Source organism: Salicibibacter cibarius (assembly GCF_016495725.1).
GTDB lineage: Bacteria > Bacillota > Bacilli > Bacillales > Marinococcaceae > Salicibibacter > Salicibibacter cibarius.
This window is the reverse complement of sequence record NZ_CP054705.1, coordinates 1,347,490-1,370,636: the sequence shown is the minus strand read 5'-3', so window position 1 is coordinate 1,370,636 and position 23,147 is coordinate 1,347,490. Positions and strand designations below refer to the sequence as shown.

The window sequence follows — 23,147 nt, the reverse complement described above, 5'->3', positions numbered from 1 at the left end:
ATACGAATGGCAGATCCAAGTCGAGAGCAACGCATACATCGATGTAATGATTTAACTTCTTTGTCAGGAAGCCATCCTCGTCTTCTTCAAACGTATAAAATTTCGTCGGATGCTGGAATGACAGTACTTTCACATATCCTTCCGACGTATCGAAACCACACACTCGATGTGTACCGTCTGCGGAAACATATCGACGGGTTGCACTTCTTTCACTTCATAACCGCCGTCCGACAGAATACCGAGATCACGGGCTAGCGTGGCCGGGTTGCAGGACGCGTATACGATGCGTTCAGGTTGCATTTCGATCATCGTCTGCAACAATTTCTCGTCACAGCCTTTGCGCGGGGGATCGACGACGATGACGTCGGCTTGAATTCCGAGGGCTGCCCGCCACCAGGCCACGACTTCTTCCGCTTTTCCGACCGAAAATTCAACATTGGAAATGTGGTTGAGTTTCGCGTTTTTACGCGCGTCACTGATCGCGTCTCCAACGACCTCTACCCCGTAAACTTTCTTCGCTTCTTCCGCTAAAAATAACGAAATCGAACCGATGCCGCAATAGGCGTCGATCACCGTTTCATTTCCGCGTAACCCTGCGAATTGGCGTACTTTTTCATATAAAACTTCCGTTTGAACCGGGTTTACTTGAAAAAAAGACCGCGGTGAAAGGGCAAAGCGAAGTTTGCCGATGCGTTCTTCAATATACTTTTCGCCCCAAAGAATTTCCGTGCGCTCGCCGTAGATGACATTTGTTTTTTTCTTATTGATGTTTTGCGCGATCGAATGAATACCGGACACTTCATTGCGAATGGCTTCGACGATTTTCTTTTTATGGGGCAATGCTTCACCGTTCGTGATGAGCATCACCATCGTCTCTCCGCTCAAACGTCCGTTACGGGCGACGATATGGCGAATGACGCCACGACCGCTTACTTCATCATACGGTTTTATTTCGTAACGCTTTAAGATGTTTTTAACGACTTGAATCTCCGCATCATTTTGATCGCCTTGAATTAAACAATGATCCATATCGACGATGTGATGGGACCGTTTCGCAAAGAATCCCGCGATGAGTTCCCCGTCCCGTTCCGCCACAGGCACTTGCGCTTTATTGCGATAGGCCCACGGCTCGTCCATCCCGATCGTTTTTTGTACCGGAATATCGTCTCTGCCCATATATTTATGGAGCGCGTTTACGACTTGGTCTCGTTTTAATGCCAGTTGTGCTTCCTGATCCATGTGTTGCAACTGGCAACCGCCGCACCAGTGAAAAATCGGGCACGGTGGATCGACACGGTGTGTGCTTGTCGTATGTCTTTCCATTAGACGCCCGAATCCGAAGTTTTTCCCCGTTTTTACGACTTTAACGTCTGCTTCTTCCCCAGGAAGCGCATCAGGGACGAATAACGGGTACCCATCGACTTTTGCCACACCGGCACCTTCATGGGTGAGGTCTTGAAACGTGACGTCGAGCCGTTCATTTTTTTGTACCGGCAAATTGGTTCTTTTTTTAGACATATATACCCTCTTACCAATTATTTCTCATTATAAACGGAAGCAATGTTCCGCGCCGCTTGCTGTAAATACGTCTTGCCGTGTTCCATCGCATCTTGCACGCTTATCGCTCCCGGCACAAGACTAAAAACAGCGTCAATACCATGATTATACACTTCTTCATATTTATCTCCAAGCTGTCCGCACATCGCGATCACAAATGTGTCGGTTTCTTTTCCCGCTTTCGCAACGCCGACCGGTGTTTTTCCGTACACCGATTGACCGTCGATTTTTCCTTCGCCGGTAATGATCACATCGGCATTCCGGGCGTAAGCGCGGAAATCGGTCTCTTCCAACACGAGATCGATGCCAGGCTTGAGGTCTGCATTCAAATAAGCCATCAGCGCGTAACCCAGTCCGCCTGCCGCTCCGGCACCGGGAGTATCATTCACATCATAGCCGGTTGCTTCTACTGTTCGCGCGTGAAAATGGGCGAGCGCATCATCGAGCCGTTGCACCATTGCCGTGTCCGCGCCTTTTTGCGGGCCGAAAATAGCACTGGCACCCTTTTCGCCCAACAAAGGATTCGTTACATCGCACGCGACGACGATTTCCGTTTTTTGCAATCGAGGATCTAATTCCGAAACATCGATGGTTGCCAAATGTTCAAGCCCCACGCCGCCTCGTGCAATCGCCTTCCCATGGTCATCCAAAAGTTGCGCGCCAAGGGCTTCGATCATTCCTGCCCCGCCATCATTCGTTGCGCTCCCGCCGATGCCAAGGATGATTTTTTGGACACCTCGATCAAGAGCGGCATATATCATTTCGCCCGTTCCATAGGTCGACGCCGCCCCGACATCGCGGTACTGTGCCGCGACACGATCAAGTCCCGACGCCTGCGCCATTTCCATAATGGCTATTTTTCCATCTGCCGATACAGCGTATGTTGCTTCTATCCGATGCTTATCCGGACCTTCGACTTGTAAAGTGTGGTAAGCCCCGTCGAGATTGGCGGTTAGCGCCTCCATCGTTCCTTCTCCGCCATCCCCCATTGGAATTAGATGGTAGTCATGGTGGACGCTTGCTTGTTGGAAACCGGTCTGAATCGCTTCTGCTGCTTCTCTCGCGCTCATGCTTTCTTTGAATGAATCCGGTGCGATGATGATGTTTGGCATCTGTATTCCCCTTTTATATAGTTATTCTAAACTTACAATCTCAACTTTCGGAGCTAAAAATCATAGGTAACCCCTTATAAAATCAGGATTTGTGGCAAATTTTTTATCCAAAAAAAGCAAAAAACACCCTGTTCTTTGGTAAAATAAAGGTACCACACCAAAACCAAAGAAAGGATGTTTTCTGTGGTTTCAATGATACCAAATTCTGATCAAGTTAACCAACAACAATCTCGCGTGACGCGCTTTTTCAAACAGGCCAAAATTGGGACGTTTTTGCACCAATCCAATATCCATAAAGAAAAAGGATTTTCTGCGCTCGTCCTTGTGCAATTTATCTTTTCTCTCGTTCTTCAAGGGAAAAATCTTTACCGGACGCTTGAATCTGACCGTCTCCCTGATGCACCGGAAAAGGATGCGGTATACGACTTGATGAAACGTGCAACGTACAACTGGCGGAAATGTCTCGTTTTGGTGAGCGCGCATCTCATAAAGACCTACCTCCAACCGTTGACGGATCGCGATGGTGTGTTCGTCGATGACTCGAGCTATAACCGTAATCGCAGTAAAGCCGTCGAACTTCTCGCGCGTGTCAAAGACAACAGCACAGGCGCCTATTTTAAAGGTTTTCGCATGCTTACACTTGGTTGGTCGGATGGCGCGACGTTTCTACCCTTGGCTTTTTCATTGCTCAGTTCGAGAAAGGAAGAAAACCGTTTTCAGGAGGTAAATCCGACCATCGATAAACGGACGGTGGGGTATCGCCGCCGACAAGAAGCACTGCAGAAAGGGACACAAACGTTGTTCAGCTTGCTGGATGACATCAACCCTGCGAAGTTTGGCGCTAAAACGCTCCTTTTCGATAGCTGGTTTGCGTATCCTTCGATCATCAAACGCGTGGTTACTCAGTATCCCCTGGATGTTGTTTGCATGGTCAAACGCTCCCCCAAGATTCACTACACCTATGAAGGGGAATCCTATACGTTGAACCAGCTTTACCAAAACGTGCGCAAGAAACGAGGCCGGGCAAAAATCCTTGCTTCCATTCTTGTTGGCCTAGGTTCGGATGAAAATGGGCAAGAGATTCAAGCTCGCATCATTTTTGTTCGTGATCGTAACCGTTCGAAACAGTGGTTAGCCATTCTCACGACGAACCTGGATCATACCGAAGAAGATGCCGTCCGCATTTATGGCAAGCGTTGGACCATTGAATGTTTTTTCAAAGTGACCAAATCTCACTTGAGATTGGCCAAGGAATTCCAATGCCGCAGTTATGATGCGCTAACGGCGCATACATCGATCGTTTTCCTCCGGTATATGATACTCGCTGTGAGCTCGCGAGAGGAAGAAGATCCTCGCACGATTGGTCAGTTGTTTTTCATGTGTTGTGATGAAGTAGAGGATCTTCGATTTTCTGAAGCCCTCTTGATGATTCTTGATGTTCTAGGCTCGATGCTGGCGGAAGAACACTTGCTCACCGACGAGCAAATTCAGCCGTTTTTGGATCGCTTGTTTGATAACTTGCCGGATTTTTTGCGAAAACCGTTACTTTCATGAGGTTAAATTAGCCTTAAATCCCTTTATATCAGGTGTTTACGTGTATTAGTCATGTCCGAAAGTTGAGTTACAATCCTTTTGGTGGATAAACAAAGTATGAGATAGACTCTAACCCAAGATCGCATGGGAAAATGTTCACGGTAGGGAAATGTGCAAGGGGATATTTCGATAAGTATTCTGGCAAACTGAAGAGCTAAGGATTTGGAATGTTTTTTGAGCATTCTCAAAACACAAACATGACACTTCACGGCACCCCACCGAAAGATGAAAAGGATATTTGAAGCGCCATGTTTGATCCCAAAGTGTATAATTTTTTTCATTGAAAACGGGTTCTAACCCTGGGTGAAAATATTCATCGAAAGGTGCGAAAACCCCTGTGTTTCGATATGTTGGAGATAGGCGGTTGATCATCATTCGTCGTTGGTTATTATTTGAGTTCTATGATTCGCCCTGTTGTTTCCCAAAAAAAATTTACCATTCGATGGTTAGGCTGAAGTTAACATCATTTTTTTAATTGTGAATCGAGACTTTCCTGCGTATTTCAGTCCTATCCACACTAACATAAATAGCAAGTAGAATCAGACAAGATAGCCAACACCATGTGGTCCATTCTACTCTTTTTTTTGTGAGGATTCCCTTACAATAAGAGAGGGACGGAGGAAAATTTGTTTCACTTCTGATTTGTTCTCCTCCGATATCCTTTCATAAAGGAGTTGAACTGATTTAGAACCTAACTGCTCAAATTGACCGTCTAAAGTTGTTAACGGCACCCTAGCTAGTCTACCAAAAAAAATATTATCATACCCTATTAGGGAAATCTCACTGGGAATTTTCCATCCATAGTCTTTAGCTGCATCTAAGACGCCTAAGGCTAGTATATCACTTGTCGCAAATACTGCTGATGGAGGAGATTCGCTCGTCATTAATTGTTCAGCTGCTTGATAGCCGGCTTCTAGCGATTGGAGCCCCTCTATAATGGTGACTTGATTATTATGCTTGTATAAAGAATCACAAAACCCTTCCTTACGATCCGCAAAAGGAGAAATTTCATTTGGTCCTGAGATAATCCCAAACATTTCGTGTCCCATACGAAGGAGGTATTCTGCCACGAGTTTGCCTCCAAAAACATTATCCACTGCAACAATATCAACAAGGTCATTAGGAACATAACGATGGACCATTACAATATGCTCAAAAGTTTCTTTTAACTCACTAAGATTTAACCCATTTTTACGTGAATTTGCTAATATGATACCATCTACATGTTTGTATCGTTCAGTTAAAATCTCGTTAAGATTCTGTTCGTATTCTTCATCATCGTTTGTTGTTACGAGGACTATGTCATACCCATATTTTTGAGCCTCTGTTTCAATCGACTTTATTAAAACACTGTTAATCAACAATTCAATATCTGATATCACTAATGCAATGAGCCTTATAGATTTACTTACTAATCCACGTGCGACATTACTTGGATGATACTTTAATTCATCAATTGCTTTTTCTATGCGCTGCTTAGTATTTATAGACACATAAGGTGTTTCATTTAGATATTTTGAAACAGTCGCTTTGGATACTCCCGCTAATTTTGCTACGTCATTTATAGTTGGTGTTTTTTTCATTTAGAACTCCTTGTGTTTATGTACAGCTGTAATTTCCCTATGTTCGAATTCCATCAATTGTAACATAGGTATCTTGCATGTATCACTTATGGTTGAAGGTGGTCAATTGTTCTAGCCACCCAAACTATGGGAACAGTTGACTTTACTAAATGATGAAGGCAACAGCCGATTGACTTTGTGACCAAGGGATAATGTTCACAAAGACTGTCGGCTGTTTTATAATAAATAACCATGACAATGTTCTTGTCTAAAATGGTCATTATAAAGACAACTGTTTAGGTCGCAATCAGAAGCCGTGAAACTTAAACGAAAACTATTCTCTCTTTTGGAAGACAACAGCAATAATAATAACTAACCCTGTGACAAAACCTTGCAAATATGGAGACACATTCATTAGGTTCATCATATTGTTTAAAACCCCTAAAATCAACACACCGAAAAGCGTACCGATGACCTTGCCGCGCCACCGATCATACGTGTTCCATCAATAATGACAGCAGCAATCGCATCCAATTCATAAAGTTGTCCAGAACTATAAGAAGAAATCGAATTGAGTCGAGAAGCTTCAATAATTGCTGCAACACCGACTAGAGTCCCCGCTAAGGTATACACGGCCATCTTCACGCGAGTTACACGAATCCCGGATAAAAGCGCCCCTTTTTCATTGCTGCCGACAGCGTACACGTAACGCCCAAAACGCGTGTGATGCACTAAAATAAAAACAAGAACTGTCATGATTATAAAAATAATAAAAGGAGAATGAATCACTCCCAGGCTACTATTTGCAATGGAACTGAATGCAGCTACTTCTCCAGAAATGCTACCACCGTCTGAAGTATATAATGCAATGGCGCGGACCGCTCCCATCATGGCTAAGGTGGCAACGAATGCTGCTATTTTTAACTTTGCACCCATGAACCCGTGTAAGAAAACCGATAAAGGCACCAATCAATAACGCCGTTATCACAGCGATAAAAACACTTTTTGAAGCATTTAACGCAATGACGGTAAATACCCCGACTAAAGCGAGCACAGAACCTACGGATAAATCAATACCTCCCGAAAGAATAACCATGGATAAATTTTCAAGAAACCGGTTTTATCTAAGTATAAATGATGCCTCTTTTGATATGTTCATCCTCTATATAAGAAAGCGGTTTCTTACGATGGTATATACCTTCTTGGTAAATGTCAATACTTTTTTGTTAAATGAGCTTTTTGCGATGTAACGATTTTTTCGCTTTGAGTGTAAAAATGATACCAGGTTTAACCTGGTTTTTTGTTAAAAACGACTCAAAATGTTCTTCCACAAACCATATTCGGTTCAATTCAACGATCATTCGAGTTTATGGCCTGAAATTGGACATACGTATCCTGCTGTCCACAAAAACCCTTTTAACATTCGGCTTTTCCACATGTGGATGGGCTCAGGAAACAAGGCTTCGCATTTTTTCCGGACATCCTTCTTGGATATGACCTAAGGCCGTCGCCAACATCATGCACAGCACCAACCCCGTTTTCATTCTCATCTTCCTTTTGCCGCGCGTGGTATGCTGTTCGAAGCCAAAGGAGCCGTCAAGCCGGCTGTTCACACGTTCGACGGATGGTCGTTTTGCGTATGCCTTCTTCCATGTGTAACTGGCACGATCGATGGGTGAAAATACTCGGCGATCTTCAGCGATCGGAATCCGAAAGCCCTGAGACACGGGGCAACTCCGCCTGCCCTTCACGGGTAATGCCATACTGCTTGGCCGGACAACGCTTTTTAAGGGTTTCCCGATCGTTCTCAAAGCCTCCGTTTGCCATTTCTCGTTCTTTCCCGGAAACCGGGCAATGGCAATACACCGTGCCTTTATAATCATGGGTGACATTTTCGATGTCCATCAGTTGGCGTGTGTCTTCACCAGCTTTCCACATATCACGGATGCCAATCACCGGCTTAATGGCATGATCATCCCATAACCGCTCGAGCATGTTTGTATCATCATACCCACGGTCACCGGCGAGCATTTCGGCTTCTTCTAATAACCAGGGACGTTCTTGTTCGAGTTCGTCGACCATGGCGTGACCGGCGTTAATATCAGGCACCGATGCCTTTTGTCACCGAATAAGCCACAGGCAACTCATAAATGGCATCGACGAGCAGATGACGTTTATAACCGAACCATTCCACGACTTTCTCCCAAATCGTCCCGTCTTTTCTTTTACCCCAATATTTTCTTTTTTCCAACATCAGCATCGGTATCACGATGGCCATCCGGCTCCTCATGCTTCTTGTTGCCCTTCGCAAACGATTCTACCGCCTTGCCATCGATCGCAAGGGATTTTCCGAAATCCGGGAGGAGCTCGCTCAATTGGTTCACCATTAAATCAAAGATCGCTTCAACTTCTGCTTCGTGAGCCATGAACTTTTTCATGAAGCGAGAATAATCATGGGCGGGGGGGGGGACGAACGATCCCTTCGAGCCCGCACAACAAACGCAGTTGCCCATTGCGGCTCAATTCCCGAAGCAACGATTCAATCGTCGTATGCTCAAAGACAACCTCGGCCAGCATCGAATTCCAAACCCCGCGAACAAGTCATTGCGCCTTTATATCGTTCTTTCTCTAACGTTCTCATTAACGCTTCATCCGGCAAATAATCAAGCACCAAACGTAAACATTCTAAATCTCCAAGATTTTCGAGATCTTTCCACGAAAATAAGCTCGTTTGTGGTATCATAGCCATACAGATGATAACCTCCCGGGGTGATAGTTGTTTTGGTCTATAACTATTCTAACCCACAAGCGGCGCGGTTTCACCTGTTTTTTATGTTTTGGGGTCGATATTTGAAACACAATGGTGTTGAAAACCTCTAAGCCTATCATGTCGTTGAATGGTGGGGGGGGAATTTATTTACGCCGCTCTCTCACCCTCCATATGCCAAGGGTTTTGAGACAGCGCAATTAGTTCGTTAAATTTTATAATCCATAATTGCGTCAAGAAACTTTAAAAATTGACTCTATTGGTTAAAGACCTCTCTAGCAATAATCATCTTCTGTATTTCATTTGTTCCTTCAATAATTTCAAATATTTTTGCTGATTGATAATGCAACGCCACTTTGTATTCTCGCATTACCCCATACCCTCCATGAATCTGAACCGCCTCTCTTGCAACTTCATTGGCTATTTGTGTTGCATACAATTTGGACATGGAGGCTTCTTTAGCAAACGATCGATTATTGTCCCTTAAAGAAGCTGCACGACTTACCAATAGACGGGCTGCATCTACTTTCGTTTGCATTTCGGCTATTTTAAACTGAATATCTTGAAACTCTTTTAATTGCTTGCCAAATGCCTGTCTTTCTTTTGCATAGACCGCACTTAAATCTAGGCAACCTTGTGCAAGACCTACTGCCATTGATGCTATCAAAAAACGTCCTGTTGAAATGGTTTGTAATGCTTGTTTATAACCACGTTTTTCATCACCTAATAAGTTTTCCTTAGGTATTCTACAACCCTCAAATGTTAATTCACGTGTATCACTGGCGTGCCAACCAATTTTCTTTAACGGAGAACTAATGACCAAACCATCAGTTTGTTTGGGAACAATAAATGTCCCAATCTCCTTCTTACCATTCTCTGCTGTTCCAGTTACAGCGGCAACAACAATAGGCCCTGTAATATCAGTACCTGAATTAGTGATAAATGTTTTTGCACCATTAAGAACCCATTCATCACCTTCTAGTTCGGCTTTTGTTTTTAAACTACTTGCGTCTGAACCAGCATTCGGCTCTGTTAGCCCAATTGCACCTATTTGCTTCCCAGTAAGAATCTTGGGCAACCATTTCTTTTTCTGTTCTTCAGTTCCAAAAGTACTAATTAACGTTGATACAGAACAATTGCCCATAATTGCGTTCGCGACCCCAGAATCTATTTTTGAAATTTCCTCATGAACAATAGCAAATTGTGTCCAGGTTCCTCCACCTCCACCATAGTGTTCCTCATAAGGTACACCGACTAATCCCAATTCACCCATTTTCTGATAGATTTCTACAGGAAATCGTTCATTTTCATTAATATCCTCGACCAAAGGGTTTATTTCGTTTTCTGCAAATTCTTTCGATAATTTCTTAATCATCAAATCTTCTTCTGTAGGATGAAAACCCATAAATTCCAACCTCCTTCAATATATCCCTAAAGTTGAATCATTACCTTACATCTCAACTTTCGCAGCCCAAATAAGGCATGTACACCTTGATATAATTGGGTAGACCTGCAATCCAATGTTGGAGTTGACGTTTGATGAATGTTTTCATTTGCTTGTTGCTGTTGTTGAAGACATCTTCAAGAAGCTCGATAAGCTGCTGGAGAGCTACAGCCCAATCGAGTTCACTCACTTCATCACAGACGTCATAAAACATACCGCCAAGCGTTCGTTGGTCGGTGCTACATCGGTTTTGCCATGCCAGTACGATATACCGGGCAAAGACAATAGTCGTATGACTGATCAGGGAATCATATGAGCGGCCTTGAAATTCTTTTTGCAACTTTAAAAGGGACTTGCTCGTTTTGAAAAACACCTCAATGTCCCACCGCATGCCATAAATACGGATGATCTCCTGATCGCTTAATGTACAATCCGTGCTCAGAATTGCCAACCAGTCACTCTTTTTATTTCGATTGCGAACAAAAACAACTTTGACAGGAACGCCGTTAGCCATCGTTGTATGAATGGAGCGAAGCAACGCCTTTTTCCTGGTTCTTGGGGCAGCGAGGCGGTAGAGTTGTTCTAAATCAACCTGCTTGCCGTCCACGATATAACGCTGGTTCATTTTCTTGACCATGCCGATGACGTCGAGGCCCTGTTCCGTAATGGCTTGGATCAATGGCGGCTGCGTAAACCAACTATCCATCAATACGTAAGAGGCATCAATCCCTGCTTTCGTTGCTCTTTGAAGCATGCTCGGCATTTGTTCCGGAGCTGATTGCAGAGCTTCAAGTCGTCTTTTATACCCAGTGGTCCGTTTATCAATGTGATCAGAAATGCCGTTGATACACGATTGTTTAGAACTGAGCAACGAGAAGTCGACAGGCAGAAAAGTTGCTCCATCTGTCCATCCTAACGTGAGCATTCGAAACCCTTTGTAATAGCGCATTTTTTGAGAAGTATGATCAAAACAACGGGCTAATAGTTCCACCTTTTTACTTCGGTTGCGATCGTAGGAGGAATCGTCCAGAACAAACACTTTTGGCCGATCATGACGGGTTAGCTTTGTCACTTTTCCAATCGTGTGAGCACTCAGAAAGAGGAGAAACCGACGCCATGCAAAAGTGGATTCATTCAAAAATCGATAGACCGTATCCTTAGCCGGAGACTCATCTGATTTCTTGCTTTCAAGAAATTGAAACCAGTTTTTATGTTCAAAAATCAAGCAGAAGACCAACTGAAAAAGATAGCCGCAAGAAAAGCCGAATGACTTCGTAATACCAGCGTTTCGTAGGTGTTTGAGCATGTTTAACTCTTGAAACGTTGATCGCAGTTCATTTGGTAGTTGATGATGCTTGCTATTTTTCGGTATCATAGAGACGCACCTCTTCTTTTTGGTTGTGTTTTCTGTCAATGACACTATACCAAACGTCGAGGTGTTTTTTTATGATTGTTTCTCATGTCAAGGACCGAACCTGATGCTTCCTAGACCAAGCAACCGTAGGTTTCGTGATCATTATCTAGGTGCGAAAGTTGAGCTTACATGTATTATCTTTCTTTCCCCATGCACTTAAGAAAGCCTCTTCTACTTTTTCCAATAAAAAAGTATGCGTAACAAGCTTTCTAATATCCACCCTCTTAGTGGCGACTAATGCGATTGGCACGTTGCCAAATCCTAGCACTACTTGCCATATTACCTATAATCTTAACGTCTTTTGTGATGAGTTGATTAGGATCGAGGTCAGCTTTTTCACTAAATAATCCTATAAGAGAAAGTTGTCCTCCTGAACGAATCAAATCTACCGCTTGAACTAACAAATCGCTTACGCCTGTTGCCTCAACAATAATATCCGGTCCTTCTTGGTTCGTAAGAGACAATACTCTTTCTTTTACATTTTCTTTCTTCGAATTGATAATCTCATCACATTCGAAATTTTTACCTCTCCTCAAGGCAGTTTCATTGATATCCACCCCAATAATTGTAGTTGCGCCCATACTTTTTGCTACCTGACTAATTAGCAGTCCGATAGGTCCTAATCCATACACTAGTAAACGTGATCCAGCAACTCGGTCTAATTTATCCAATGCATGTAGGGCAACTGTTAGTGGCTCAATCATTGCACCTTCAACATCCGTTACTTCATCAGGAATGGTATGCACTGCACGCTCAGGCAAAACAATATAATCAGACAATGCACCATTCTGAAAGATTCCAATCCTTTCACGATGATAGCAAATATTGGTTTGTCCATTTCGGCAATCTTCACAACTTCCACAACCAATATGACATTCCCCAGTTACACGTTCCCCTACCTTAAACTTACTTAATGATGAGCCTACTTTAAAAACTTCACCTGACCATTCATGTCCAGGGACCAGGGGCAGTGTAAGGGAACCGTCTTTAAGGTAGGAAATAGTACCATCATAAAGCTTCAAGTCAGTACCACAGATACCAACGACTTTTACCTTTATTAGCACTTCATTTGATTGAAGATCAGGTTGTGGACGATAAATAAATTTTAATGACTCTGGGGCGTCAATCTGAACCGCCTTCACCTTCATCACCTTCTCTCGAAACTGCTATCATTTCTTTCTATTTAAAAACGCTGCTTTTCTTTCAACAGATGTTGCGGTTTGAGCAAATGAAGAGGCACTCAGTCCATCTATTGCAAGTTGATTGGGTATCATCCCTTGTTCAACTTGATTTAAGATTTGCTTGGAAATAGAGGCTGCATAAACATCTTCTGCCAGTCGTCCGGACATTTCCCTAACTTCTTCTAGTAGTGTGTCCCACGATGGATAAATTCTTTGAATAAGGTCAAAATTATACGCTTGATTAGCGTTGTACATTTCCCCCAGTAAAATCATTTCTTTTGCACGAGAAATCCCAACCTTACGAGCAAGTCGATAGTAACCACCCCAACTCGGACCGTTTCCTAATGTTATTTCTGGTTGTCCAAAGGTGGAATCTTCAGTTGCTACCCGGATATCACAGGCTAACGCAAGTTCGCAACCTCCCCCTAGGCACGCTCCACTAATTGCAGCAATCGTTACAAAAGGTAAGTCTTCGAGATCTGCAAAAACTTTCCCTCCTCTATTTCCTTCACGATAAGCTTGTTGTTTAGAATAATCTTTCCACTCTTTAACATCGCCACCCGCAGAGAAGAATCTTTGGTCCGAAGATCGAAGCACAAGAACTTTAACATCGGGGTCATTTTTCAGCTTACTGATGACGTGCTCCAATTTTTCAATCATATGGTTGCTCAATATATTTCGTTTCGCCGGATAGTTTAATAAAACAGTGGCAATTCCGTTATCATCGATTTCTAATGATACTTCACCCATTCTTTTCACCTCTACTAATTGTTTATCTAAGACCAGCTAGTGAAAGAAGTTCTTTCATTCTATGAATAGCAAGATCTGGAACACGTAGAAGATTCGCACGATCAGCTAATTTGAAAAGTTCAATGTAATGCATTGTTGAACGCGCAGATTCATGGCCTCCAAGCATTTTAAAATGATTTTGATGACCATTTAAAAATGCTAGGAATGTAAGGCCCGATTTATAATAAAATGTCGGTGTTTGGAAGATGTGGCGCGCTAAAGGTACCGTCGGTTCTAATAGTTGATCATAGGATTCGATATCTCCGCGATCTAGGGCTTGAAGAGCTTTAGCAGCAACAGGAGCAATACCATTGAAAATCCCTAATAGGGCGTGACTAAACCCTTGTTCATCTCCCTTAATCAGAGAAGGATAATTAAAATCATCTCCCGTGTACATGAAGACACCTTCAGGTAAAAGACGCCTCATTTTAATTTCAAGATTTTCGTCAAGTAATGAAATCTTAATGCCATCTATTTTATGTTTATACTCATGCAAGATGGATAAGCAGACCTCCATCGCTTGATCTAGATCTTCCCATCCCCAATAACCTTGTAGATTCGGATCAAACATCTCACCGAGCCAGTGCAAAATTACAGGATGCTTAACATTAGAAAGGATATTTCCATACACTTGTCTATAGTCTTCAGGCTTATTTGCGACCTGCGCTAGTGCTCGACTCGACATAAGGATAATCTTACTTCCTTTTTTTTCCACAAATTCACATTGTTCCAAATAAGCCTTTTCAATTTTTTCTAGATTTAAAGACAAGTCATTAATATCTAACTGGTCCGTCCCTACACCTGATGCAATATCTCCGCCTACTGAATGTGCCTCTTTAGCAGATCGTGCAATGAGGTCTTTCGCTAACTTATAATCAAGACCCATACCCCTTTGAGCTGTATCCATGGCTTCAGCTACACCGAATCCATGTTCCCAAAGATAATGCCTATAATTTAAAGTAGCTTCCCAATCGATTGCTTCTCCTGTAATTTCTCCCTGAACAGGTAAAGGGTCAGCTACCACATGGGAGGCAGCATAAGCCTTTCTCTTCTCCAATGATTTTCCTACAAAATTAATGGGCTCTGTATTTGCAAGTTCGTAGGAGTACTGTTCTTTATTTGACGTTGGCAATACAATATTTCTTGTAGTTTTCAATTTTAAACCTCCTATAACCTGATTTCTCGACCTGTATGAGCAGACTGATAAATAGCATCAATTAATGCATAAGCTTTTCTGGCTTCCTCACCAGAAACAAGGGGACTTTCGCCGTTTTGAATAGCTTTATAAATATCTTTATACTGCTTCACAAAGGACGACACTGAAACAGCAGCTGGCCCATCAACTGTTTGATTCACGTCTCCATTAGCCTTATAACTTTCTTGCTCATGTCTTGACTGATAATATTGGATTTCGTCAGATGCCAAGGTCACAGACCCATCTTTACCAAATAGAGTAAGACGAGCTGGGTATCCGGGATATGCAGTTGTCGTTGCATTAATCGTTGCCAGTTTCCCTTCTTCAAACTCGATACATGCCGCTGCAATATCCTCGACATCAATATCCGTGTGACCGGTGGTTCCTGTGTATGCCTTCACTCCTTTGACATCCCCCAAATACCAAAGCATTAAATCAATGGTGTGGATGGCTTGTATCGCTAGTACACCACCACCAGATAAAGTTTTTTTCTTTCGCCATTCATTATAATAATCTTGTTCCCGGTACCATAAAACTTCGCAACTCCCCCCTTTAATATCTCCAAGCAGAGATTGATCAATCTTTTTTCTAATAAAACTTGATGCTTCATCAAAACGGTGTTGCGAAATCACAGATAATGTGACTCCTACCTTTTGAGCATACTGAATGTATTGGTCAATATGTTCTAAACTTACACCTAATGGCTTCTCAACAATTAAATGCTTCTCATTTTGAATACTGCGAAGTATAAAATCATGATGAACCCCAGGTGGAGTCAGAAGAATGACTACTTCAATTGCAGGATCTTCAATTAAATGAATGGCATCATCATATACCTTGCATCCTTGTTTTTCCGCAATCTCGTTCGCATCTTCAATAGATTTTGAGGCAACGCCCATCAACTTAAGTGTGTCCACTTTGTCAATGGCTTCAAAGTGAGCCGTTGATATTGCACCACTACCAATTACCCCGATGTTTAACGTCTTTTGCATTATTTAAATCCTTTCTCTTCATTGGTTAGAGCTATCTTTAACCTTCAGACTTTCTACAACATTTTTATTTTTAAAGTCTGCAATATCTTCATCGGCGTAGTTTAATTCCTTCAGTATTTCATCTGTATCCTCCCCAAGTTTTGGCGGCAATTTATACAACGGCAATGTCTCATCGTCATATCGAACCGGATGGGAAAGCACACGGACTTTTTCTCCGTTCGTATGTTCAAATTCCATAATATTTTTATTCCATTCAACTTGTGGATCATTTTCAACCTCTTCATAATCATTTACCATTGAGTGCCAGATATCAAATTCTGAAAAGGTATCTATCCAATAATTAGTAGTTTGCTGTCTAATATTCATGGCTACTTGTTGATTAATTTCTTCGCGTTTCTCAAATTGTTCATCATATCCCCATTGTAAGAATTGATCATCGTTTAGCGCTTTTGCCAATTTATCTAACGAAGGTAATGAAATGCATATATATCCATCCTTTGTTTCAAACACTCCGTAAGGTGCTTGATGGAATCTTGAAGAAATTCCCGTCTCGCTTCTGTCATATAAATGGAATTTATTTAAGTGATAATTAAACGGTTCAATCTGCATATCTAGGGCGGCATTCAGCAGGTTACTCTCGACTTTTTTCCCTTTTCCAGTGTGCTCACGCTCATAAAGTGCTGCAAGAACACCAACGACAGCTAAAACAGCAGCATGTTGATCTACAGCAGCAGTCCCAATTGGGGATGGAGGATCTTGCTTCCGACCGTTAAGACTCGCAATACCACTCATTGCTTGCACGAGTAAATCTTGACCTGGACGATCTTTATAAGGACCACTTGAACCAAAGCCAGTACAAGAGCAGTAAACAATACCTGGATTGATCTTTGCGACGTCTTGATAACCAAATCCTAATCTTTCCATCACACCAGGCCTAAAGTTCTCAACAATCACATCAGCGTCCGCTACCATCTTTTTAACGATTTCTTTTCCTTCTTCTGTACGTAAATTAATACTTAAACTTCTCTGGTTACGTCCAGCCATAAGATAAAAAACGCTTTCATCCCCTAAAAAGGAATTTAATCCCGACCAATGACGCTCATAAGCACCTTTAGGGTTTTCGATTTTCACAACATCAGCGCCTAAATCCCCTAACATTTGCACTGCAGAAGGCCCCTGTAAAAAATGAGTGAAACTAAGTACTTTAACATTATTTAGCATTTTTTATTCCTCCTCATGTAATAAACCGGTATATTTTTCAGCCCTTTTATTTTCGCTCTTCATCCCAATGATCTACTGTACCAGCAGGTGAGTAAACAAATATCATTGTCATTGTTTCATTCCCTGTATTAACCAATTCGTGAGGAACGTTAGAAGGAATATATATTGACGTTCCAGCACTAACCTCCTTCACCTCATTGCCTACTTCTATTCTCCCATTTCCTTCGGCAATAAAATAAACTTCTTCTTGCTCATGTACATGTTTGGGTACAGAGCCTTGAGGGTTCACTTTCACGTACCCCATCGTAAAATTTTCTGCCTGGATCGGGCTATCAGCGCCAATCATTACCCTTGTGTAACGTCCTGTTGGAAATGTCATCCCAGGTATGTCTGCTAAGTTAATCGTTTTCATAAAAATCATCTCCATAATAAGATACCGGTTTCCTATTATAGTAAAAGATTCATTGAATAAAATCAATACCTTTTGTCTTTACAAATTAATTTTTATTTATATCTCGAATAAATTAGGTAGAAACATGCTAATCTGAGGGAAGAAAGTAACTACTAACAACATAGCTATAATCGCAACATAAAAGAGCGAGAGAGGTTTAACTAATGATTCGATTGGAACCTTCCCGACATTACTACCTACAAATAATACGCTACCCACTGGAGGAGTGATCATACCAATGCTTAAGTTCATGACGAGCACAATACCAAAGTGTACAGGGTCTAACCCAAGCTCTGTAGCAATTGGTAAAAAAATAGGTGTGAATATTAACAATGCCGGCGTAATATCCATAAAAGCACCAATCAGCAATAAAATAATGTTCATTAAAATAAGAATCACAATTAAATTATCAGAAACTGATAATATTATTTCGCTAAGAGCAGGGGGTATGCCTGAAAATGTCATTGCAATCGATAAGATGGTTGAAGCAGCCACCAAAAACATAATTACTCCGCTCATTTCTACTGTTTCCTTTAACATTTTAGGAATGTCTTTTACACGAATGGTTTTATAAATAAACGACAAGATACTCGCGTAAAGAACTGCTATCGCAGCAGCCTCAGTTGCTGTAAATATACCGGCAACTATTCCTCCAATGACAATGAAAATTAATAATAAACTTGGAAAGGCAGAAAAAAATACATTAAAGCCTTCTTTTAAAGAAATTTTATCAATGTTAACGCCGTAACTTTTCTTTTTGAATACGATATATGCGACTATTAGCGTAGCCAATCCCCAAAGTATTCCAGGTATATATCCTGCTATAAATAAGGCCGCAATCGAAGTACCACCACTAGCTGTGGAATATACAATCAAGGCAATGCTAGGCGGGATAATCATACCTGTAGGGGCAGATGCAATATTTGCTGCTGCTGTAAACTTTGGATCGTATCCTTCTTTTTTTTGAGTCGGGGTCAACACGCCCCCAACGGCAGCAGCTGATGCCACAGCAGATCCAGACAACGATCCAAATAACATATTTCCCACAATATTGGTATGAACTAAAGATCCAGGCATTCTCCCAATTAACACTTTAGCTAAATTAATAAGTCTTTGTGCAATTCCACCATTATTCATAATAACGCCGGCTAAAATAAAAAACGGGATGGCTAATAAGGTAAAACTATCCAAACCAGACAACATTTGCTGAGCAGTTGTGAATACTGCGACATCAGCTGAGAATAAAACAAGCATTGCAAGGGCTGAGGCTATGGCCACAGTAAAAGAAATTGGTACGCCAATTAATAGCAACGCAAAAATAGTTACTAATAAAATAATCCCTATTATTAATTCCATGATGTGTGCTCCCTCCCACTTTCTTTTTGTTCTATTATATGATCTTTCTCAACAACATATTGTTTACCTCTTATCACCGAGTGGTAAATGTTATAAATGGCGTAGAAAAAAATAAAAACGCTAGTTAACGGAAGCACCATATAGACATATCCAACATTCAAAAACTCCATAGCTGGAGACGCTTGATTAAATGCAAGAAGCACAGCTCTATAACCCCCAATGAACATAACAATGATCGCAAAAAGTGTAACAATCATATCAACTATTATTTGTAACCGACGTGATAAAGCATCAGGTAATTTATTGGTTAGAATTAAAATTGCCATGTGTTTCTTTTTTCCATAAGCTAATGCCCCACCCAGAATTGAAACCCATATAAGTAAATATCTCAAAGCTTCTTCTGAAAAAGTACTAGGAGCGTCTAATACATAGCGAGAACACACTTGCCATAATGCAACAATCACCATAATACCTAATAAAGAAGATGTTAAATACTCAAGAATTCTATCTATTATATTTTTTGATTTCTCCATTTTTAGTCCCCTTCCACTAATTCTCTTATCTGCTCGTAAATATAACCAGTTTCTTCATTAGATGAATACCTATCATGTAAAGGTTCAACAGCTTCAATAAAAGGCTCCTTATCTGGATGATGAAATTCTATGCCTGATGCCTCAGCTTCTTCTATAGCCCTAGATGTTTCTTCTGCCCAAAGAGCTTTGTGCATTTCTGTCGCTTCTTCAGAAGCTTCACTAATCATTTGTTTTTCTGCTTCAGAAAAATTTTCCCATGTTATGTTACTTACATTGAGGACATCTGGTGCTATGATATGTTCAGTATGGCTAAAATCGGAAATGACTTCATAGTGACCCGTGCTAACTACGTTCAATTCACTATTTTCTGCCCCGTCAATAACACCTTGCTGCAAACCTGTATATACTTCTCCATAAGACATTGGTGTTGCAGATACACCAAAAGCATTCATCATTGCCAAAATTGTTTCGCTAGGTTGAACTCTTAGCTTTAAACCAGCTAAATCATCTGGTCGTTCAATTGCTTTATTTGTATAAAAACTACGAGCACCTGCATCATAGTAAGATAGCCCTTTAAATCCAATTTCTTCTGTTGACTGGTAAAAATATTCAGCTATTTCGCTATCCATTGCCTGATGATAATGCTCTTCATTATCAAATAGATAAGGTAAACTAAAGAGCGAGTACGTTTCTGAAAAGCTTTCCAGATTCCCAGCACCTAACTGGGCAAAGTCTATCGCTCCAGCTTGAAGTAACTCAACTGTTTCTCGTTCAGAACCTAGTTGCTCATTTGCGTATACTTCAATATTTATATCTCCATTGCTTTTTTCATATACTGAATCTGCAAAATAAAGCATAGACTGATGAGCAGGATGTGATTCTGTCGCACTATGAGCAAGTCTAAATTGCTGCATCTCATCTGCATTGATCATATTTGTACATCCAGATAATATGAGGATTACTACCATAGCTACAAGTACTGCTTGTTTTTTCATTTAAGACATCATCCCCCAATTAAATTTTTGATAAGCACATGTACCAATAAAGCGCTTACTTTAATATCATGCAATGGTGAACCGGTTTCCTAAAAGGATACAAGTAATTTCTGACTATGTCAATCTTTAATTTCTTCAATTAAAATATCAGATCTTGAATGTACATGACATGGATTCCCTGGTGAAATGATATCTGAGGCGTTCCTCGTTCACTACATGGAAATTGGTCTCTTCCATATAACTCACCTTAAGAAATCGAATGATAATTCGAAGGAGTTCTGAATCTTTGGTCCGTTGATTGAGAAAGGTAATCATTCATTGGTGTCGACATTGTCGAAGCATCCTTTGATTATCATCAGTAAGTGATAATCACCCTTCAATAAGATACCGGTTTTCTACTATAACATTAATAATAACCACCTACCCAGCCCTTTTACAACAGATAGAAGAAACCCCTTATTGACAGTAAGGACCGCCATCGCCCATCGGGAATAGATGGTAGTCATGGGGCTCGCCTGCTTGTTGAAACCCTGCTTAAATCGCTTCTGCTGCTTCTCGCGCACTCATGCTTTCCTTGAATGAATCCGGTGCGATGAGTATCGTTGCCATAATCATTCCCCTTATATTGTTACAGTAATGTTTTCACCACATAAAACGCCAAAAAATAAGACCAAGCACAGAACTATCGCCATCATGAGAAGCGTGTGCCCCAGTATTTTTCGATACGAGGCCCCTGATTTGATAATATACGCATGAGCGGCAATGTTGAGCGCCGCCAATAATAGGAAGAAGAACAGGAGCACAACAATCGTAACAATAATTGTTAGTGTTATATCCAAAATGAACAACCTTTCATTCCCGTTAAGGCTTGTACACTTTATTATAAAGAGAGGCCGTACCTTTGTACAAACAAGCAAAATGTTTATTCCGTTTGGCTGATAAACCTTTTGTTTTGGTTGATATATTGATGGTTTCGGCTGATATATTTTAATTTTAGGCTGATATCGAGACGGTTTCGGCTGATAAACGACACAGTGTAAGGTCCTTGCATCCTTGACGTGAACCAAAAAACAGCTTATCCTTAACTTAGATAAGTGAACGCTAGCAGGAGGGACGAGATATATGGACGTTCATTGGATGGAACCATTGACGGTGATTCTTGCAATTGCCATACTCGCTTGGTCCGCATTTTCAATGGTAACGGCAAAGAAAAAGGCTTAAGGCACTGCACGAGGAGACATCCCCTCGTGTTTTTTAGTTTGATCTCTTGCCTCACCTCACAAATCCTCAGACTGCTCTGGGAGGAATAAGAATGAACGCTGTTAAATATAGCCCTTTTCTTACCGCTATCATTATTATCCTTTCGCTAACGTATACATCAACGATATCTGCAGCCGAAGCCATCGATGACGCCGAAGGCGGCGCTGGTTGGGTACCAACTGCCGCGCTCCTGCTTATCATGATCGGGGCACTCGTTTTCTTTATTTCCCGTAGGAACAAATAGCCAACCCCTCCCGAATAAAGGGATGGGGTTGGCTTTTTTTACCGCGCGTCAATGCCTTCTTTAATCAGTTTATTCACGACTTGCGGATTCGCTTTCCCTTTTGTTTCTTTCATCGTTTGGCCGACGAGGAAACCGAAGGCTTTGTCTTTGCCGTTTTTATAGTCGTCAATGGATTTTTGGTTTGCTTCCAAAATGCCTTCGACGATCGACTTTAATTCACTTTCATCGGAAATTTGCACGAGCCCTTGGTCTTTGACGATTTGCTCGGGACTTCCGCCCTCTTCAATCAACGTCTTGAACACTTTTTTGGCAATTTTGCTGGAGATCGTTCCTTTTTCAATCAAATGGATCAACTCGGCAAGCCCCGTCGGTGTCATGGCCACATCTTCAAGCTCCAAATGATTGGCGTTCAAATGAGCATTCACTTCGCCCATCATCCAGTTGGCGGCTTGCTTGGCGTCCGCGCCTGCTGCCACCGTTTCTTCGAAAAAGTCCGCGCTTGCCTTTACTTGCGTCAGCACGCCAGCGTCATAAGCGGGGATTTCCCAGTCCGATATATAGCGTTCCTGTCTTTCATCGGGGAGTTCAGGGATTTCTTCTGCAATTCTGCCTTGCCATTCTTCATCAATAAAAAGATTGACGAGATCCGGTTCCGGAAAATAGCGGTAATCATCGGATCCTTCTTTCACTCGCATGAGCGTCGTTTCTTTGCGCTCATCATTCCAACGCCGTGTTTCCTGCAAAAGTTCATTGCCGTCGCGAAGTTCTTGTTCCTGACGCTTCTCTTCAAAAGCTAGCCCTTTTTGCACGTTGGCAAATGAGTTTAAATTTTTCAGTTCCGTCTTCGTTCCGAATTCCTCTTGTCCGCTCGGACGCAAGGAAATATTCGCGTCACACCGGAGCGAGCCTTCTTCCATTTTACAATCGGACACTTCCGTATATTGGAGAATCGCCTTCAATTTTTCCAAATAAGCATACGCTTCTTCCGGCGTGCGAATATCCGGTTCGGAAACAATCTCGATAAGCGGCGTTCCCGCGCGGTTAAAATCAACGAGCGACGTATCTTCTTCGTCATCATGGGTTAATTTTCCCGCGTCCTCCTCTATATGAATACGGGTGATGCCGATCGATTTTTTCTTGCCGTCAACTTCAATCTCAATCGACCCATGCTCACCGAGAGGTTGATCGAACTGGGAGATTTGATATGCTTTCGGATTATCCGGGTAAAAATAATTTTTACGATCAAATTTTGTATGCTCCGAGACCGTACAATTTGTCGCCAATGACGCTTTAATCGCAAAATCAACAGCTCGTTTGTTCAGTACCGGCAAAACCCCCGGGTGCCCAAGGCAAACCGGGCATGTTTGTGTATTTGGCGACGCTCCAAACGACGTGGAACATCCACAAAAAATTTTCGTATCCGTTTTTAGTTCGGCATGCACTTCCAGGCCGATAATCGTATCGAATGTCATTGTTTGCCC

The 23,147-nt window shown here is 41.8% G+C and carries 22 protein-coding genes and 1 pseudogene; 2 read left to right on the top strand and 21 right to left on the bottom strand.

Going from position 1 to position 23,147, the window contains the following annotated elements:
* Nucleotides 1-129: 129 nt before the first annotated feature.
* Nucleotides 130-1,518, bottom strand: coding sequence for a 23S rRNA (uracil(1939)-C(5))-methyltransferase RlmD (gene rlmD / locus HUG15_RS07185; RefSeq protein WP_200128039.1), 1,389 nt, complete (start codon nucleotides 1,516-1,518; stop codon nucleotides 130-132).
* Between the two features lie 17 nt (nucleotides 1,519-1,535).
* Nucleotides 1,536-2,669 carry a glycerate kinase gene (locus HUG15_RS07180; RefSeq protein ID WP_200128038.1) on the bottom strand — a complete coding sequence of 378 codons (1,134 nt, stop codon included), beginning with the start codon at nucleotides 2,667-2,669 and terminating at the stop codon, nucleotides 1,536-1,538.
* Between the two features lie 192 nt (nucleotides 2,670-2,861).
* On the opposite strand from HUG15_RS07180, the gene HUG15_RS07175 reads away from it, so the two are divergent.
* On the top strand, nucleotides 2,862-4,223 hold the full coding sequence (locus HUG15_RS07175) for an IS4 family transposase (RefSeq protein ID WP_246516622.1): 1,362 nt from the start codon (nucleotides 2,862-2,864) through the stop codon (nucleotides 4,221-4,223).
* Nucleotides 4,224-4,834: 611 nt separating this feature from the next.
* Here HUG15_RS07175 and HUG15_RS07170 read toward each other — a convergent pair.
* From HUG15_RS07170 to HUG15_RS23610, 18 genes and pseudogenes are all read right to left on the bottom strand, one after another.
* On the bottom strand, nucleotides 4,835-5,845 hold the full coding sequence (locus HUG15_RS07170) for a LacI family DNA-binding transcriptional regulator (protein WP_200128036.1): 1,011 nt from the start codon (nucleotides 5,843-5,845) through the stop codon (nucleotides 4,835-4,837).
* Between the two features lie 426 nt (nucleotides 5,846-6,271).
* Nucleotides 6,272-6,760 carry an ABC transporter permease gene (locus HUG15_RS22925; RefSeq protein WP_246516534.1) on the bottom strand — a complete coding sequence of 163 codons (489 nt, stop codon included), beginning with the start codon at nucleotides 6,758-6,760 and terminating at the stop codon, nucleotides 6,272-6,274.
* A gap of 512 nt (nucleotides 6,761-7,272) precedes the next feature.
* The gene (locus HUG15_RS22920) at nucleotides 7,273-7,551 is read right to left on the bottom strand and encodes a transposase (RefSeq protein ID WP_246516533.1); all 279 of its coding nucleotides are present in this window, start codon (nucleotides 7,549-7,551) and stop codon (nucleotides 7,273-7,275) included.
* Entirely contained in the window at nucleotides 7,520-7,933 is a 414-nt protein-coding gene (locus HUG15_RS22915; protein WP_246516532.1) for a hypothetical protein, read from the bottom strand. Before HUG15_RS22915 ends, HUG15_RS22920 begins: the two co-directional genes overlap by 32 nt.
* Nucleotides 7,934-8,049: 116 nt before the next feature.
* Nucleotides 8,050-8,262, bottom strand: a complete 213-nt coding sequence (locus HUG15_RS22910; RefSeq protein WP_246516531.1) for a hypothetical protein — start codon at nucleotides 8,260-8,262, stop codon at nucleotides 8,050-8,052.
* 116 nt (nucleotides 8,263-8,378) lie between these two features.
* Nucleotides 8,379-8,573, bottom strand: a complete 195-nt coding sequence (locus HUG15_RS22905) for a hypothetical protein (protein WP_246516530.1) — start codon at nucleotides 8,571-8,573, stop codon at nucleotides 8,379-8,381.
* A gap of 274 nt (nucleotides 8,574-8,847) precedes the next feature.
* Nucleotides 8,848-9,996, bottom strand: a complete 1,149-nt coding sequence (locus tag HUG15_RS07155; RefSeq protein WP_200128035.1) for an acyl-CoA dehydrogenase family protein — start codon at nucleotides 9,994-9,996, stop codon at nucleotides 8,848-8,850.
* Nucleotides 9,997-10,048: 52 nt separating this feature from the next.
* Entirely contained in the window at nucleotides 10,049-11,410 is a 1,362-nt protein-coding gene (locus HUG15_RS07150) for an IS4 family transposase (RefSeq protein ID WP_200128034.1), read from the bottom strand.
* Between the two features lie 263 nt (nucleotides 11,411-11,673).
* On the bottom strand, nucleotides 11,674-12,591 hold the full coding sequence (locus HUG15_RS07145) for a zinc-dependent alcohol dehydrogenase (RefSeq protein ID WP_211202360.1): 918 nt from the start codon (nucleotides 12,589-12,591) through the stop codon (nucleotides 11,674-11,676).
* 27 nt (nucleotides 12,592-12,618) lie between these two features.
* Complete coding sequence (locus tag HUG15_RS07140; protein WP_200128032.1) at nucleotides 12,619-13,380, bottom strand: enoyl-CoA hydratase/isomerase family protein; 762 nt, start codon at nucleotides 13,378-13,380, stop codon at nucleotides 12,619-12,621.
* Between the two features lie 22 nt (nucleotides 13,381-13,402).
* The gene (locus HUG15_RS07135; RefSeq protein ID WP_246516529.1) at nucleotides 13,403-14,575 is read right to left on the bottom strand and encodes a dihydrodipicolinate synthase family protein; all 1,173 of its coding nucleotides are present in this window, start codon (nucleotides 14,573-14,575) and stop codon (nucleotides 13,403-13,405) included.
* 11 nt (nucleotides 14,576-14,586) lie between these two features.
* Nucleotides 14,587-15,606: a Gfo/Idh/MocA family protein gene (locus tag HUG15_RS07130; protein ID WP_200128031.1), complete on the bottom strand. Its 1,020-nt coding sequence runs from the start codon at nucleotides 15,604-15,606 to the stop codon at nucleotides 14,587-14,589.
* Nucleotides 15,607-15,624: 18 nt separating this feature from the next.
* Nucleotides 15,625-16,827, bottom strand: coding sequence for a CaiB/BaiF CoA transferase family protein (locus tag HUG15_RS07125; protein ID WP_200128030.1), 1,203 nt, complete (start codon nucleotides 16,825-16,827; stop codon nucleotides 15,625-15,627).
* A gap of 46 nt (nucleotides 16,828-16,873) precedes the next feature.
* Nucleotides 16,874-17,239, bottom strand: coding sequence for a cupin domain-containing protein (locus HUG15_RS07120; RefSeq protein ID WP_200128029.1), 366 nt, complete (start codon nucleotides 17,237-17,239; stop codon nucleotides 16,874-16,876).
* Between the two features lie 96 nt (nucleotides 17,240-17,335).
* Nucleotides 17,336-18,634, bottom strand: coding sequence for a TRAP transporter large permease (locus HUG15_RS07115; protein WP_200128028.1), 1,299 nt, complete (start codon nucleotides 18,632-18,634; stop codon nucleotides 17,336-17,338).
* Nucleotides 18,625-19,167, bottom strand: a complete 543-nt coding sequence (locus HUG15_RS07110) for a TRAP transporter small permease (RefSeq protein ID WP_200128027.1) — start codon at nucleotides 19,165-19,167, stop codon at nucleotides 18,625-18,627. The genes HUG15_RS07115 and HUG15_RS07110 overlap by 10 nt, the downstream gene beginning before the upstream one ends.
* A 2-nt stretch (nucleotides 19,168-19,169) precedes the next feature.
* Complete coding sequence (locus HUG15_RS07105; protein ID WP_200128026.1) at nucleotides 19,170-20,162, bottom strand: TRAP transporter substrate-binding protein; 993 nt, start codon at nucleotides 20,160-20,162, stop codon at nucleotides 19,170-19,172.
* A 471-nt stretch (nucleotides 20,163-20,633) separates the two neighbouring features.
* Nucleotides 20,634-20,777 (bottom strand): annotated as a pseudogene (locus HUG15_RS23610) (glycerate kinase); the annotation flags it as partial.
* Nucleotides 20,778-21,474: 697 nt separating this feature from the next.
* On the opposite strand from HUG15_RS23610, the gene HUG15_RS07095 reads away from it, so the two are divergent.
* Nucleotides 21,475-21,666 carry a hypothetical protein gene (locus HUG15_RS07095; RefSeq protein ID WP_200128025.1) on the top strand — a complete coding sequence of 64 codons (192 nt, stop codon included), beginning with the start codon at nucleotides 21,475-21,477 and terminating at the stop codon, nucleotides 21,664-21,666.
* Nucleotides 21,667-21,704: 38 nt separating this feature from the next.
* On the opposite strand, the gene gatB is transcribed toward HUG15_RS07095, so the two are convergent.
* Entirely contained in the window at nucleotides 21,705-23,138 is a 1,434-nt protein-coding gene (gene gatB / locus HUG15_RS07090) for an Asp-tRNA(Asn)/Glu-tRNA(Gln) amidotransferase subunit GatB (RefSeq protein WP_200128024.1), read from the bottom strand.
* Between the last annotated feature and the right edge of the window lie 9 nt (nucleotides 23,139-23,147).